Here is a 15,000-nt window from a genome sequence, read left to right on the forward strand (position 1 = left end):
CGGGGGGCGGAGCCCCCTGAGGGTGGGTGTAGAAGGGCCGCTTTGCCATCGGGTATCCCTCTACCGCAAGGAATTCCGAGTCGTATGCCGTCTTGGCCCACTCGCTCAGCGCGCGCTCGTGCGCCGGGCTGAGGTCGGGCTCGTCCGGGTCTGCACCGACCTTCGCGAGGGCGTCGCTGAAGTGGATGACGGGGAACTCCTCCGGCACCCGTGGCAGCTCGACGCCCAGGAGCGCAGCGGCGTCGCCGGCATACTCCCGGATGGCCTCGACCATGCCGGCGATGGCTTCGCGCAGGACGGCCAGCACGTCGCGGTGGTCGCGGATGAAGCCGAGCTCGGCGTCGAGCGAGGTGTACTGCGCGAGGTGGCGCACCGTGTCGTGGGGCTCGGCGCGAAAGACCGGACCGACCTCGAAGACCCGCTCGAAGACCCCGACGAGCATCTGCTTGTAGAGCTGCGGGCTCTGCGCGAGGTAGGCCGTCCGACCGAAGTAGTCGACGGTGAAGACGTTGGCGCCCGACTCTGTCGCGGTACCGACGAGCTTGGGGGTCGCGATCTCGGTGAACTCGAGCGCCCCCAGGGCGGAACGGAACCCGCGCATGGAGGCGCTCGCGATCTGCCAGGCCGCCCGGTGGCGCGGGTGTCGCAACGTCACCGCGGCATGGTCGAGGTGCGTCGGCAGCCCAGCCCCGAACGTCGGTCGCCACAGCTCGACCGGCGGGGCGAGCGCGGGCTCCGTGAGCGCCGTGATCGAGGGTTCGACGAGCTCGGCGCCACCGGGCGCCGACTCGTTGGCCGACACCGTGCCGGTCACCTCGACAACGGTCTCCTCGGGCAGCCCGGCGAGCTGCTCGACGGTCTGGCGGTCCTTGACGACGACCTGGGCCAGACCCGAACGGTCGCGCAGGACGAGGAATGTGACGCTGGCGAGGACGCGGCGTCGGTGGATCCAGCCGGCGAGCGTGGCGCGCTCACCGGGTTGCACGGACGCGAGGTCGCGGGCCAGCACGCGCGAGGCGGTGGCCGTGAGTTGGGTTGGTTGCATTCCGTTCACCTCCAGAGGGTTGGTGCCCCGGAGGTGTGGGCGATGGGGAATGTCGCTGTGCCACCACACCTTCGCCGCCGCGGATCGCGGACGGCCTCTGGTCGTGCTCGGCTCAGGATCGTCAGGCCCGTCGTCGCCGTGCCGGCCACCCTACCCCCATCGAAAGAGCAGTCCGTCCGCCTTTTCGCGATCGAAAGGGCGATCCGTCCCCCAGGCGGAGGGACGGATCGCTCTTTCGGCCAGCTGGTCAGTCGAAGTGGATGTCGAGACCGTGCAGAGGGAAGACGGCGGTGCGCGTGGCCATGATGGCGCGGTCCACCTCGCTGGCCGGGTCGTAGCCCATCTCCCACGAGCGCCACCAGAGCGGCCCGTCCTCCACGGTCAGGTCGCCCATCCGACGCGGACCAGGCCGGCCGAACACCTGCTCGACATGGGCCCGCCAGTCCTCGGGGACGTCCACCGTCGTCTTGATCGGGGCGTGAGCGGCGATCGCGGTCAGGTGCGTCCACGTGCGCGGCACGACGTCGACGACCTCGTAGCCCCCACCGCCGAGCGCCAGCCACCGGCCCTCGCAGACGTCGTGCGCGAGGCGGTGCAGGGAGTCGGCTGCGGCGCGTTGGGCGTCCACAGTGACGGCGAAGTGGGCCAGGGGGTCCTCGGCATGCGTGTCGCACCCGTGCTGCGTGACGAGCACGTCGGGCCGGAACGCGCGGACCAGAGGCATCACCACCGCGTGGATGGCCCGTAACCAGCCCGCGTCGGTGAGGCCGGGCGGCAGCGCCACGTTGACCGCGCTGCCCTCCGCGTCGGGTCCGCCGACGTCGGTGGGCCAGCCGGTGCCCGGGAAGAGCGCCCGGCCGGTCTCGTGCACCGAGATCGTCAGGACCCGCGGGTCGTCCCAGAAGATCCGCTCGACACCGTCGCCGTGGTGCACGTCGACGTCGACGTAGGCCACGCGCTCCGCGCCGTGGTCGAGCAGCCACTGGATGCCCACGGCGATGTCGTTGTAGACGCAGAAGCCGCTCGCCCTGCCGCGCATGGCGTGGTGCAGGCCGCCGGTGAAGTTGACGGCGTGCTCGGCATCGCCCTCCCAGACCGCGCGGGCCGCGTCGACGGTGCCCGAGACGACCCGGGCACTCGCGTCGTGCATGCCCTCGAAGGCCGGGTCGTCCTCGGTGCCCAGCCCGAAGGCCTCGTCGGCCTGGGACGGGTCGACGGACGCCGCCTTGACCGCCGTCACGTAGTCGTCGTCGTGGATGGTCGCCAGCAGCTCGTCGGAGGCCACCTCGGCACCGACCACCTCGACGCCGTCGGCGTCGAAGACGCCGAGCGCCTCGCAGAGCCGGGCCGTGAGGTCGAGGCGCGCGGGAGCCATCGGGTGGGTGGGGCCGAAGTCGTACCTGGTGAAGGACGCGTCCCAGACGACCCGGGCCTGAGTTGGCATGATTGAGACGCTATCGCGGAAACGCGCACCGGATGACGGAGGTAACACGCATGGGCCGCAACCGGCTCTACGACGACGACGTGATCGTCATCGGGCTGGGACGCTTCGGCTCGGCCGTCGCTCTCGAGCTCACGAGGCTCGGCCACCGCGTCGTTGCCGTCGAGCGCGACAACGCCATCGCCGAGAGCTACGTCAACAAGGTGGCCAAGGTCGTGCACGCCGACATGGCGCAGTCGACGGCGCTCGACATGATCCGCAGCGCGGAGCCGAAGATCGCCATCGTCGGCATCGGCTCGTCGGTCGAGTCCTCGGTGCTCGCGGCCGCCAACCTCGTGGACGCCGGCGTGCCGTCCATCTGGGCCAAGGCGCTCTCCCCCGAGCACAAGCGGATCCTCGACCGCATCGGCGTCCACCACGTCATCTCGCCGGAGGCCGACTCCGGCCGCCGCGTGGCCCACCTCGTCAACGGCAAGCTGCTCGACTACATCGAGTTCGACGACGGCTTTGCCATCGTCAAGCTGAAGCCGCCGTCAGAGACGGTCGGTTTCACGCTCGAGCAGAGCTCGATCCGACGCAAGTACGGCGTCACGGTCGTCGGCGTCAAGGCGCCGGGCGAGGACTTCACCTATGCCGTGCCGCAGACGAAGATCTCGGCGCACCACATGCTCATCGTCAGTGGGCCCGTCGAGCTCATCGAACGCTTCGCCGCGCGTCCCTGACGCTCAGAGGCGAAACCGCGGCCCGTTGTCGGAGCCGAGCGGCAGGACCATGGCGATCTCCTCCTCGCCGTCCTCCTCGCTGACGACGCCCATCGGACGACGGTAGTCGGTCGGGCGGAAACCCATGCCGCTCGCGAAGGCGACCGCGCGGCCGTTCTCCGTGCCGACCCAGTAGACGAGGTGGGAGTGGCCGCGCTGCGCCGCGAGCGAGGCCCCGTCCTTGACGAGACGCGTGGCGACGCCCGAGCCGCGTGCCTCCGGGCGCACCCAGAGGCCGAAGAGCTCCCCGGCCGTCTCCTCGTTCCCGGTGGCGGTACCGACGCTGACCACGCCGACCGCGCGGCCGTCGCGCTCGGCCACGAGTCGCGCGGAGCGAAGCATGCGTTCGCGCCAGAAGTCCTCGTCGTAGGCCTCTTCCTCCTCGACCGTGGCCACGAACGCCTCGGGCGACTCACGCAGTGCAGCGAGACGGACGGAGCGGTAGTCCTCCCAGTCGTCCTCGCCGAGGGGACGCACGGTGATGTCGGTCATGGGGTCCACCTTCGCACGACAGGCGCTCGGACCGCACCCGCGGGCCAATGAACGTTCGGTGCATCGCGGGGGCGCTGCCCGAGCGCGTGAATCAGAAGCGGTACGTCATCTCGATCTCGCGCAGGTCGGGACGCCGTGGGTGGTCGTGGACGGCACCGGTGCGCACGAACCCGCACCGCGCATACAACGCCTCGGCCGCCGTGTTGGAGCTGGTCACCTCGAGCACGACCTCGGACTTGCCGAGCCGACGCGCCTCGTGGAGGACCGCGCGGACGAGCGCCTCGCCCACCCCCCGACCGCGTGCCCGTGGGGCGACGTACATGCCGAAGAGCGTTGCCGTGGTTGCGCGCTCGGGCTCCCAGTGCGAGCCGAGCCCGGCGCTGCCGAGGACCCCGTCGGAGTCCCGCGCCTGCACGAGCCAGGCCCCTTCGATCCGTTCGCGCCAGTCGGCCTCGTCATAGACGGCCTCGTCCGCATAGGTGAACCAGAACGCGTCCGGCGCGTCCTGCAGCATCGCGAGACGGACGTCGCGGTGCCACTCCCAGTCATCGGGCGAGACCGGGTGCAGGTGCAGGGCGCGGTGCGGTTCGGCCATTCCCCCACAGTGCCCTCAGACCTGCCCGGACGCCAGTTCCCTGGACCGCGCGGCGGCGGCCTCGATGGCCGTGACGAAGGCGGCGCGCACCTTGTGGTCGTCGAGCTGGCGCAGGGCGGCGACGGTCGTGCCGCCGGGTGAGCTCACCTGCTCGCGCAGCACCGTCGGGTGCTCCTTCGTCTCCTTGAGCATCGTCGCCGCACCGTAGAGGGTCTGGACGACGAGCTCCGTGGCCGTGGCGCGGGGCAGCCCCAGCACGACACCGGCCTCGATCATCGCCTCGACGACGTAGAAGATGTAGGCCGGACCGCTGCCGGAGATCGCGGTGACGGCATCGAGGTGCTTCTCGGGCAGCCGCACGACCTTGCCGCACGAGCTGAGCAGCGCCTCGGCCTCGGCGAGGTGGTCGTCGGTGCAGTGGCTGCCGGGTGAGATGCCGGCCATGCCCTGGTCGACGAGGGCCGGCGTGTTGGGCATGACCCGGATGACCGACGTGCCCGCGGGCAGCCGCGACTCGAGGTACTCGGTCGTGATGCCGGCGGCGAGCGACACGACGGCGTTGCCGGGCACCACGTGGTCGTGGATCTCCTCGAGGAGCGCAGCCATGTCCTGTGGCTTGACGCACAGCACGAGGCTGTCGGCGACGTCGGCCGCGTCGGCATTCGCCATGACGCGGACGCCGTGGCGCTCCGCGAGCGCGTTGACCTTGTCGGGGGTGCGGCCGGTGACGACGAGGTCGTCGGGCGTGCGGCCCGACCGGATGAGGCCCGAGACGAGGGTCTCGCCCATGACCCCCGCGCCGAAGATCGCCGTCGTCGTCATCGTGCCTCCCTGCTCAGCTCTTGGTGGCGACGCCGCGCAGGAAGAACATGACGTTGGCCGGCTTCTCGGCCATCCGGCGCATGAGGTAGCCGTACCACTCCTGCCCGTAGGGGATGTAGACCCGCATCTGGTCGCCGCGGTCGGCGATCCGCTTCTGCTCCTCGGGCCGGATGCCGTAGAGCATCTGGTACTCGAACGACCTCGGGTCGCGGCCGGCCTGACCCGCGAGCGCGCCCGCGATCTCGATGAGGCGGGGGTCGTGCGAGGCGACCATCGGGTAGCCCGCACCCTGCATGAGGACCTTGAGGCAGCGCACGTAGGACTTGTCGACCTCGGCGCCGGCCTGGAAGGCCACCGACTCCGGCTCCTTGTAGGCGCCCTTGCACAGGCGCACGCGCGAGCCGGCGTGCGCGAGGTCACGGCAGTCGGCCTCGGTGCGGTAGAGGTAGGCCTGGAGCACGGCGCCGACCGTCGGGAAGTCGGCCCGCAGCTCGCGCAGGGCATCGAGGGTGAGGTCCGTCGTCGTGTGGTCCTCCATGTCGAGGGTCACCGTCGTGCCGGCCTGCTTCGCCACCTCGCAGATCTCCCGCGCGTGGTCGAGCGCGATCTTGTTGCCGTCTCCGGGCAGCGCCTGGCCGAGGGCGCTGAGCTTGAGCGACACCTCGACGGCGCCGCCCTCGGTGAGGCCCTGGTCGCGCAGCGCCGTCAGCAGGGACATGTAGGCGTCCCGGGTGTGCTCCGCCTGCGCGAGGTCGGTCGTGTCCTCGCCGAGGTAGTCGATCGTCGACAGTCGACCGGACGCGGAGATCTCGGACGCGGCCCCGACGACGTCGGCGCGCTCCGCGCCGGGCACGAAGCGTCTGACGACCGAGCGCGACACCGGCGCCTTCTCGATGACGTCTCGGATCTTCTCCTGCTTGGACAGCTGCAGGAGCGAGTTGCGCAGCAGGTCGCTGGCGTCCACGGGGGCCTCCGGGTGGTGCTCGGGATGTCGCTCGGGTGACGGCGGCGGACGGTGGTGACCGTCTCGCCGGGCAAATCTACCGCCGACCCGAGGATGGGGCAGACTCGCTGCCATGGCGACCCCCGGACCACTGGGCCTGACGCTTGACGCCCTCGGCGAGGCCCTCGGGGCGGCGTCGACGGTGCTGCGAGCCAACGCGATGGCTGCCGGGCTGGACGCTCCGGTCCCCACCTGCCCCGACTGGACGGTGCTCGACCTCGTCGCCCACCAGGGAATGGTGCACCGCTGGGCCGCGGGCCACCTGCGCGGAGAGCCGATCGAGCCGCCCCAACAGCTCGAGCGCGAGGGGCGCGAGTCGCCCGACGTCCTCGGCTGGTTCGACGAAGGCGCGACCGCGCTCCTGCAGGCGATTGTCGACGCGCCGGAGGACCTGGACGCGCTCGTCTTCCTCAAGGACGCACCCGCGCCGCGTCTGTTCTGGGTCCGACGGCAGTGCCACGAGACGACGATCCACGCCGTCGACGCGCTCGGGGCCAGGCTCGGGCGGCCGGCGCGCGCCGACGAGACCTGGATCAAGCCGGCCGTGGCGCTCGACGGCATCGACGAGCTGCTCGTCGGTTTCGTCACCCGCCGGAGGAAGGGCGCGTCGCCCGACTCCCCCACCCGGCTGCTCGTGCGCCCCGACCGTGCGGACGTCGCCTGGCTCGTGGACCTGGCGCCGGGTCGGCCGATCTCCACCCGGCGGGTCGGACCTGCCTCCTCCGAGGCCGCCGGCGCCGACCACGCCCTCACCGGCGACCCGGTCGACCTCTACCTCCGCCTGTGGAGCCGCAGCGCCGCCGAGCCGGCCGACGAGCTCGAGCGCTGGTGGCGCGACACGATCTCCGTCACCTGGTGATGGCCGGCCGGGCCGCGTAGCAGGATGTGCGCAGCACCCGACCGCACCGCCACGGACGGGCTTCGCGCGACCAGAGGAGCTCGTATGCCGCCCGAGAGCATCGGCCGGACCGTGCAGTCCGCCATCTACCGGGCGGGGGCCTTCGGCCGCCGACCGGCAGTGCCGACGGACGCCACGCAGCTCGACGCGGCAGCCCGCAAGGTCATGTCCAAGCGTGGATTCGCCTACGTCGCAGGCTCTGCCGGTTCCGAGGCGAGCGCGCGGGCCAACGTGACGGCGTTCTCCCGGTGGCGGGTCGTGCCACGGATGCTCGTCGACACGACCGAGCGCGACACGTCCGTCGAGCTCTTCGGCCGCCGGCACGAGAGTCCGCTCCTCGTCGCGCCGGTCGGCGTGCTGTCGATGGCAGACGACGAGGCCGACCTCGCCGTGGCGCGGGGTGCCCGCGAGCAGGCCGTCACCCAGATCCTCAGCACCCAGGCCTCGGTACCGATGGAGGAGGTCGCCCGCACGCTGGGTGGCTCGGGGCACTGGTACCAGCTCTACTGGAGCAGCAACGACGACCTCGTCGAGAGCCTCGTCTCGCGGGCCGAGGCGTGCGGCAGCGACGCCCTCGTCGTCACGCTCGACACGGCATACCTCGGCTGGCGCCCACGCGACCTCGACCTCGGGCACCTGCCGTTCGCCCGCGGCGMGGGCATCGCCCAGTACACGTCGGACCCCGTCTTCCGGCGGCTCGTCGCCGAGCGCGTCGCGAGTGCGAGGGTCGCCGTGCCGACGACACGCCCCCGTCCCACCCCGGCCGCGGTCGCGACCCTGCTGTCGATGTCGCGCAACCACCCGGGCGACACGCGCCGCAACCTCACCGCGCCCGAGCCGCGCGCGGCGGTCGAGACGTTCCTCGACGTCTTCAGCAGGCCGTCGCTGACCTGGACGGACCTGCCGCGGCTGCGCTCCCTGACGAGCCTGCCGATCGTGCTCAAGGGGATCCTGCACCCCGAGGACGCGCGCCGGGCCGTCGACGCCGGCGTCGACGGGGTCTACGTCTCGAACCACGGCGGTCGTCAGGTCGACCGGTCGATCGCGGCGCTCGACGCCCTTCCCGGCGTCGTCGAGGCGGTTCGCGGGGCGGGGTCCAGCGCGCCGGTCATCTTCGACAGCGGGATCCGTTGCGGGGCAGACGTCTTCATCGCGCTCGCGCTGGGTGCGACGGCTGTCGGCATCGGTCGGCCGCACGTCTACGGACTCGCCCTCGCCGGGGCCGAGGGCGTGTCCGAGGTGCTGCGCAACCTCCGCGCGGAGCTCGACCTCCAGCTGGCGCTCTCCGGGTGCACGTCGCTCGCCGACCTCACCCCGGACCGTCTGGTGCGCGTCGGGTAGCGCACTGCCGCGGAGCCCACCGTCCCGTGGGACGGGGTCGACGGCACACGGGCTCGTCCCGGAGGATCGGGGCATGCCCGCCCTCGACCACCTGATCCGCGACGCCTTCCCCAAGTCCTCGAAGTACGACGCCAAGTGGCTCGTCGACCTCGACATGGGCCCGCACCCGCTGTGGCTGCTCGAGGACCTCGCCGCGGACCTCGACCTGCGCCCCGGCATGCGCGTGCTCGACCTCGGCTCGGGTCTCGGCGCGACGTCGGTCTTCCTCGCCCGGGAGTACGGCGTGCACGTCATCGCCGCCGACCTGTGGGTGGACCCGACCGCCGCCGCGGGTGTCTTCCGCAAGGAGGGGGTGGACGACCAGGTCCTGCCGATGCGGGTCGACGCTCACGCGCTGCCCTTCGGCCGGGGCTCGTTCGACGCCATCGTCAGCATCGACGCGTGGGAGTACTTCGGCACCGGCGACCACTACCCGCCCTACCTCGCCACGTTCCTCAAGCCCGGCGGCCAGCTCGGCGTCGCGACGCCCGCCCTGACCACCGAGGTGCGCGAGCTCGGCGAGATCCCCGAGCACATCGACCGCGTCGTCGGAGCGGAGTCGGCCGCGTGGCACACCGCCGAGTGGCTGCGCAGCCAGTGGGAGTTCAGCCGAGCGTTCCTGGCCGTGACGGCCCGCAACCAGACGGACGCGTGCGCCAACTGGCTGCTGTGGGAGCGCGCTGTCATGGAGCTCAAGGGACAGCCCACCTCGCCCGTGCAGGGCATGCTCGAGGCCGACGGGGGCGCCTTCGTCAGCTTCGCGCTCGTCACCGGGAGGGTCGAGTGAGCCTCGGGGCCGCCGACGTCGGCCACCTGCGACGGGCCGTCGAGCTCGCCCGCCTCGCGCTCGAGCGGGGCGACGAGCCGTTCGGCTCCGTGCTCGTCTCGGGGAACGGCGAGGTGCTCTTCGAGGACCACAACCACGTCGTCGCGCTCGACGCGACCCAGCACCCCGAGCTCGCCATCGCCCGCTGGGCCGGCGCGCACCTGACGGAGCCCGAGCGCGCGGTCGCAACGGTCTACACCTCGGGCGAGCACTGCCCGATGTGCTCGGCCGCGCACGGCTGGGTGGGGCTCGGTCGGATCGTGTATGCCGTCAGCTCGGCCCAGCTGGGCGCGTGGCGGTCAGCTTGGGGTGCGCCCGCCTCACCGGTCGCGCCGCTCTCGATCCGCGAGGTGGTGCCGGGCGCGGTCGTGGACGGCCCGGCCCCTCAGCTCGAGGACGAGGTCCGCGACCTGCACCGCCGCTACGCCCACGCCCACCCCTCCCCCTGACCCCACCGCCACGACAACTCCGCCGGGGCGGACCTGAACCACAGATCCGACCCGCCGGACCCCCACAACTCCGCCCGGGCGGGGTTGTGGGGGCGGGGCGTTGTGGCGCCTCGCACGTTGGATCGACAATGACGGGATGGCGACCCGTGTGCTTGTGACGTTGTCCGGAGAGTCCGACCCCGAGCACGTCGTCCGCGCCCTGCGCGAGCTCGGCCCGGTGACGGTCCGGGCACCCGCTCCGGAGCTGCCCGGGGTGGCCGTTGCCGAGGTCGACGACGACGCTGTCGAGTCCTTCGTCCACGACGCCCGCTCCATCGAAGGCGTCTCCGTGGCTGAGATCGACACTCTGAGCCACACCCAGCCAACCGAGCCAGGGTCCCCGGCGCCCGGCTCGGCAGGCCCTCCGGACCTTTCCGTCGGCTGGAGCTCGACCTCCTAGTCGGCCCCGGCTCAGGCCGCACGTGAACGTCCGCGCGGCGTGACCGCGCCGAGGAAGGGGTCCGCCGCCGAGGGACCCACCGAGAGGTCGTGACACCGCGCGAGGGTCAGGGCGACTCCCCCGATCCCGACGAGGAGATTGGGACTGCGCCCACCACCGCGTATGCCGCAGAGCCAGGTCGGGTGCCCCACCTGACCTGCGCGAGTCAGGTGGGTGGCCAGCGCCCGGGCCGAGGCGACGTGCTCGCGGGTCGCCGCCGGCCACGTCGCGGCGGCGAGCAGGTGCATCTCGACGACCCCGGCGAGTCCGTGACATACCGACCCGTCGAAGGCCTGCACCCCCACAGGCCGGTGGGCGACACTCGCGGCTCGCGCCCGGGCGAACGCGACGTGCGCGGCCGCGGCATCGCGGGAACCCTGACCGGCCGCGGCGAGGAGCGAGTGCCGCAGGGCGGCGGACACGCCGACCCCGGGGGCTCCGTGGCACCAGGCGAGACCCGGCACCGGTTCGGCCAGCCGCAGGTCCGGCCAACCCCCGGCTCCGGCGGCTTGGAGGGACTCCTCCCAGAGCATGGCCTCGGAGGCCAGCGCGACGGCATACGTCGACGGGCTCGACACGGTCGCGCCGATGGCGGACGCGGCCAGGTGCTGGGCCGCCGCGGTCAGGGCGAGCGCGACCCCGCTGCCGCCGTGGGCGAGGCCGACGACGCTGTGGTCGGCGCCGGCCATCGGCCACCGGTGACCGATCGGCCCGGCGACGGCGAGGTCGGCGATCCGCTTGACGAGCAGCGTCACGGCGTCCGCGCGAACGGCCTCGTCTTCCTCGTMGAGCGGCACGGACAGGACCCCGGCGAGGGCGCCCGCGAGACCACCCATGAGGTCGGCGAACGGGGGCAGCTCGTCCGGGCGGTCGACGACGCGCCGGACCGCGAGTCCTGCGAGGTGGCGCGACGCCGCCGCCAGACCAGGTGCGCCGTGTGCCCCGGCCACGACCGTGGCGGCACGCGCAGTCCCGAGGGCGCCGCTGTCCCAACCGATCCCACCTGCGGGAGGGACGTGGGCGGTGAGGTCCGACCGGGAGCGGCGCACGGAGGCGGCTGCCGCGCGGACGGCGAGGTGCGCCCAATCCGCAGGTGCCCCCGGCAGGCGCGAGGCTGCCGAGAGCGCCACGGCGATCCCCGCCCTCCCGGTGAGCAGCCCGTCGTCGAGGGGCCCGTGGACGAGCATCGGCGGCGAGCTGAGGTCGGGCGCCGATCGTGGGTCGACGTCGTCCCCGGACCACCTCGGTTCGTGCTGCCCGTCGACTCGAGCCAGGGAGATGAGGCGGGCGGCGAGCACTCTCGCCGTGCGGGCGAACTCGGAGTCCGGCCCGTCGCCGGGCGTCCTCGAGCGGGCAGCACCGATGCGGCCACCGCGGTCATGCCGCCACCTCCTCGGGACGCTCGGCGCGGATGCCGACGTCAGCGAGCAGCGCCACCCCGTCGCCGACGACCAGACGCTGAGCACGCACCGGGTCTCCTCCGGTCGCCTCGAAGGCTCGGCCCACCGCCGCCGCGACCTGGGCGCACCAGAGCTGGCCGTAGCTGACCCCACCGCCCGGGTCCTGGGCCGCACCCACGCCGGGGTGCAGTCGCCTGGTGAGGGGCGGTTCGTCCGCCGTGAGCACTCCCGAGACCTCATCCAGCCAGCCGGGGAGGTCCGCCTCGAGGCGCTCCGCGTCTGCCCGCGGGACGTAGACCACGAGGGCGTCGCGCCGGTCGAAGCCACCCGCGCGGGCGGGGCACTTGAGCGAGAGCGGGACCCCGGACGCAGCGGCGAGACGAACCGTGGCGGCGACGAGACGGGGCGCCTCGGCGGCAGCGACGTTGACGTACCAGCCCGCGAGCTCGAACGACGGCCGAAACCGGTCTCACCACCACCACACTCCGCCCGGGCGGAGAAACCCGGCGAGGGGGTGCGCGCGGTGGCCACGGATGCGCGGCGGGTACGTCACGGCATACGCACGAGAACGGCGGGCGACGAGCCTGCCTGTCCGCTCACGGCGAACAGAGGCGGAACCTGAGCCGATCACGCTCAGGATGGGGAACAGGACACGCATGCCTCGCGTTGGTCGGGGTGTGCTCGTCCACAGCGGGCACGGATAGCATCGAGATGTCTCTCGATCAGTCAGGAGAAGAACATGTTCGAACGGTTCACCGACAGGGCCCGAAGGGTGGTTGTCCTCGCGCAGGAGGAAGCACGCCTGCTCAACCACAACTACATCGGGACCGAGCACATCCTCCTGGGTCTGATCCACGAAGGCGAAGGCGTCGCCGCGAAGGCCCTCGAATCGCTCGACATCTCGCTCGAAGCGGTCCGGGCCCAGGTCCAGGAGATCATCGGCCAGGGGCAGCAGGCCCCGACCGGCCACATCCCCTTCACGCCCCGCGCGAAGAAGGTTCTCGAGTACTCGCTGCGCGAGGCACTCCAGCTCGGCCACAGCTACATCGGCACTGAGCACATCCTGCTCGGCCTGATCCGCGAGGGCGAGGGCGTCGCCGCCCAGGTCCTCGTCAAGCTCGGCGCGGAGCTGAACAAGGTCCGCCAGCAGGTCATCCAGCTGCTCTCCGGCTACCAGGGTGGCCAGAGCGGCGAGAAGGCCGGCGCCGGCGTCGGCCCCGGCCAGACCGAGGGCACGCCCGCGGGCTCCCTCGTGCTCGACCAGTTCGGTCGCAACCTCACGCAGGCTGCCCGCGAGGGCAAGCTCGACCCGGTCATCGGACGTGAGAAAGAGATCGAGCGGGTCATGCAGGTGCTGTCCCGCCGCACGAAGAACAACCCCGTCCTCATCGGCGAGCCCGGCGTCGGCAAGACCGCCGTCGTCGAGGGCCTCGCCCAGGACATCGTCAAGGGCGAGGTGCCCGAGACGCTCAAGGACAAGCAGCTCTACACCCTCGACCTCGGCTCGCTCGTGGCCGGCAGCCGCTACCGCGGCGACTTCGAGGAGCGGCTGAAGAAGGTCCTCAAGGAGATCCGCACCCGCGGCGACATCATCATCTTCATCGACGAGATCCACACGCTCGTCGGTGCGGGTGCCGCCGAGGGCGCCATCGACGCCGCCTCGATCCTCAAGCCGATGCTCGCCCGTGGTGAGCTGCAGACGATCGGCGCGACGACGCTCGACGAGTACCGCAAGCACATCGAGAAGGACTCCGCCCTCGAGCGGCGCTTCCAGCCGATCCAGGTGATGGAGCCGACGCTCCCGCACACGATCGAGATCCTCAAGGGGCTGCGTGACCGCTACGAGGCCCACCACCGCGTGACGATCACCGACTCGGCGCTCGTCGCGGCGGCGAACATGGCCGACCGCTACGTCAACGACCGCTTCCTGCCCGACAAGGCGATCGACCTCATCGACGAGGCCGGCGCGCGACTGCGCATCCGCCGGATGACGGCCCCGCCGGACCTGCGGGAGTTCGACGAGAAGATCGCCGCCCTCGTGCGCGAGAAGGAGTCGGCCATCGACGGGCAGGACTTCGAGCGCGCGGCCCGCGTCCGCGACGACGAGAAGCGCCTGCGCCAGGAGAAGGCCGCCCGTGAGGCCCAGTGGAAGTCGGGCGACATGGACATCGTGGCCGAGGTCGACGAGGAGCTCATCGCCGAGGTCCTCGCGGCCAGCACCGGCATCCCGGTGTTCAAGCTGACCGAGGAGGAGAGCAGCCGCCTGCTCCACATGGAGGACGAGCTGCACAAGCGGATCGTCGGCATGAACGACGCCGTCAAGGCCCTCTCGCAGGCGATCCGTCGCACGCGCGCCGGCCTCAAGGACCCCCGTCGTCCCGGTGGCTCGTTCATCTTCGCCGGCCCCACCGGCGTCGGTAAGACCGAGCTCGCCAAGACCCTCGCCGAGTTCCTCTTCGGCAGCGAGGACGCGCTGATCCAGCTCGACATGTCCGAGTACTCCGAGAAGCACACGGTGAGCCGGCTCTTCGGCTCGCCTCCCGGCTACGTCGGTTACGAGGAGGGCGGACAGCTCACCGAGAAGGTGCGCCGCAAGCCGTTCTCCGTCGTGCTCTTCGACGAGGTCGAGAAGGCCCACCCGGAGATCTTCAACTCGCTGCTGCAGGTGCTCGAGGACGGCCGCCTCACCGACTCCCAGGGTCGGATGGTCGACTTCAAGAACACCGTCATCATCATGACGACCAACCTCGGCACGAGGGACATCTCCAAGACCTCCCTCGGCTTCTCCGCCGGCCCTGACACCCTGTCGGACTACGAGCGGATGAAGGCCAAGGTCACCGACGAGCTCAAGCAGCACTTCCGGCCCGAGTTCCTCAACCGCGTCGACGACACCATCGTGTTCCCGCACCTCAACCGCGCGGAGATCACGCAGATCGTCGACCTCGAGATCGCCAAGCTCGACAAGCGGCTCAAGGACAAGGACATGGGCATCGAGCTCACGCCCGCGGCCAAGGACCTGCTGGCCAAGAAGGGCTACGACCCCGTGCTCGGTGCGCGCCCGCTGCGCCGCACCATCCAGCGCGAGATCGAGGACGCCCTGTCGGAGAAGATCCTCTTCGCGGAGTTCACCTCCGGCCAGTACATCAAGATCGACACGGAGGGCGAGGGCAAGGAGGAGAAGTTCACCTTCTCCGACATGGCCCACCCGGACGCCGCGCACCGTCCCGCCGACGACCTGCCGGAGCTTCCCGAGGGCGCTGCCCTCGACGAGGCGCTCGGGGTCAACATCGTGGCCGGTCCGCCGGTGCCCGACGACCAGGTCTACCCCGACGCCGGGCTGTCCGGCACGGAGCGCTGACCGGGACGAACCGCTGACCGCTCGACCGACCGAAGGGGCCGGGGACACCACG

Annotated in this window: 14 protein-coding genes and 1 pseudogene; 7 read left to right on the forward strand and 8 right to left on the reverse strand. The window is 71.8% G+C overall.

Annotation, left to right across the window (positions count from 1 at the left end; genetic code table 11):
* On the reverse strand, positions 1 to 1,045 hold a 1,045-nt coding region (aspS, locus tag AC1DP0_RS06935; RefSeq protein WP_478083136.1), incomplete at its 3' end, for an aspartate--tRNA(Asn) ligase.
* 247 nt (positions 1,046 to 1,292) lie between these two features.
* Positions 1,293 to 2,489 (reverse strand): acetoin utilization protein AcuC, encoded by a 1,197-nt coding sequence (locus AC1DP0_RS06940; RefSeq protein WP_478083137.1) that lies wholly within the window; start codon positions 2,487 to 2,489, stop codon positions 1,293 to 1,295.
* 50 nt (positions 2,490 to 2,539) lie between these two features.
* On the opposite strand from AC1DP0_RS06940, the gene AC1DP0_RS06945 reads away from it, so the two are divergent.
* Positions 2,540 to 3,208, forward strand: coding sequence for a potassium channel family protein (locus tag AC1DP0_RS06945; RefSeq protein ID WP_478083151.1), 669 nt, complete (start codon positions 2,540 to 2,542; stop codon positions 3,206 to 3,208).
* A gap of 3 nt (positions 3,209 to 3,211) precedes the next feature.
* On the opposite strand, the gene AC1DP0_RS06950 is transcribed toward AC1DP0_RS06945, so the two are convergent.
* The 4 genes from AC1DP0_RS06950 to AC1DP0_RS06965 form a co-directional block, all read right to left on the reverse strand.
* The gene (locus tag AC1DP0_RS06950) at positions 3,212 to 3,739 is read right to left on the reverse strand and encodes an N-acetyltransferase family protein (protein WP_478083138.1); all 528 of its coding nucleotides are present in this window, start codon (positions 3,737 to 3,739) and stop codon (positions 3,212 to 3,214) included.
* Positions 3,740 to 3,830: 91 nt separating this feature from the next.
* Positions 3,831 to 4,334, reverse strand: coding sequence for a GNAT family N-acetyltransferase (locus AC1DP0_RS06955; protein WP_478083139.1), 504 nt, complete (start codon positions 4,332 to 4,334; stop codon positions 3,831 to 3,833).
* A 15-nt stretch (positions 4,335 to 4,349) separates the two neighbouring features.
* The gene (proC, locus tag AC1DP0_RS06960) at positions 4,350 to 5,156 is read right to left on the reverse strand and encodes a pyrroline-5-carboxylate reductase (RefSeq protein ID WP_478083140.1); all 807 of its coding nucleotides are present in this window, start codon (positions 5,154 to 5,156) and stop codon (positions 4,350 to 4,352) included.
* Between the two features lie 13 nt (positions 5,157 to 5,169).
* On the reverse strand, positions 5,170 to 6,120 hold the full coding sequence (locus AC1DP0_RS06965) for a proline dehydrogenase family protein (protein ID WP_478083141.1): 951 nt from the start codon (positions 6,118 to 6,120) through the stop codon (positions 5,170 to 5,172).
* 112 nt (positions 6,121 to 6,232) lie between these two features.
* On the opposite strand from AC1DP0_RS06965, the gene AC1DP0_RS06970 reads away from it, so the two are divergent.
* From AC1DP0_RS06970 to AC1DP0_RS06990, 5 genes are all read left to right on the forward strand, one after another.
* Complete coding sequence (locus AC1DP0_RS06970) at positions 6,233 to 7,018, forward strand: maleylpyruvate isomerase N-terminal domain-containing protein (protein WP_478083142.1); 786 nt, start codon at positions 6,233 to 6,235, stop codon at positions 7,016 to 7,018.
* 84 nt (positions 7,019 to 7,102) lie between these two features.
* On the forward strand, positions 7,103 to 8,398 hold the full coding sequence (locus AC1DP0_RS06975) for a lactate 2-monooxygenase (RefSeq protein ID WP_478083143.1): 1,296 nt from the start codon (positions 7,103 to 7,105) through the stop codon (positions 8,396 to 8,398).
* A 73-nt stretch (positions 8,399 to 8,471) separates the two neighbouring features.
* Positions 8,472 to 9,224: an SAM-dependent methyltransferase gene (locus AC1DP0_RS06980; protein WP_478083144.1), complete on the forward strand. Its 753-nt coding sequence runs from the start codon at positions 8,472 to 8,474 to the stop codon at positions 9,222 to 9,224.
* A complete protein-coding gene (locus AC1DP0_RS06985) occupies positions 9,221 to 9,712 on the forward strand; it encodes a nucleoside deaminase (protein WP_478083146.1) in 492 nt (163 codons plus the stop codon). Before AC1DP0_RS06980 ends, AC1DP0_RS06985 begins: the two co-directional genes overlap by 4 nt.
* Before the next feature lie 136 nt (positions 9,713 to 9,848).
* On the forward strand, positions 9,849 to 10,151 hold the full coding sequence (locus AC1DP0_RS06990; protein ID WP_478083148.1) for a hypothetical protein: 303 nt from the start codon (positions 9,849 to 9,851) through the stop codon (positions 10,149 to 10,151).
* A gap of 11 nt (positions 10,152 to 10,162) precedes the next feature.
* On the opposite strand, the gene AC1DP0_RS06995 is transcribed toward AC1DP0_RS06990, so the two are convergent.
* The gene (locus AC1DP0_RS06995) at positions 10,163 to 11,656 is read right to left on the reverse strand and encodes a lanthionine synthetase LanC family protein (RefSeq protein WP_478083149.1); all 1,494 of its coding nucleotides are present in this window, start codon (positions 11,654 to 11,656) and stop codon (positions 10,163 to 10,165) included.
* Positions 11,568 to 12,023: pseudogene (locus tag AC1DP0_RS07000) on the reverse strand (T3SS effector HopA1 family protein); the annotation flags it as partial. The gene AC1DP0_RS06995 and the pseudogene AC1DP0_RS07000, both read right to left, overlap by 89 nt.
* A 306-nt stretch (positions 12,024 to 12,329) precedes the next feature.
* Here AC1DP0_RS07000 and AC1DP0_RS07005 point away from each other — a divergent pair.
* A complete protein-coding gene (locus AC1DP0_RS07005; RefSeq protein ID WP_442279255.1) occupies positions 12,330 to 14,948 on the forward strand; it encodes an ATP-dependent Clp protease ATP-binding subunit in 2,619 nt (872 codons plus the stop codon).
* Positions 14,949 to 15,000: the final 52 nt, after the last annotated feature.

The sequence above is a fragment of the Terrabacter sp. P5_B1 genome, from assembly GCF_056400505.1.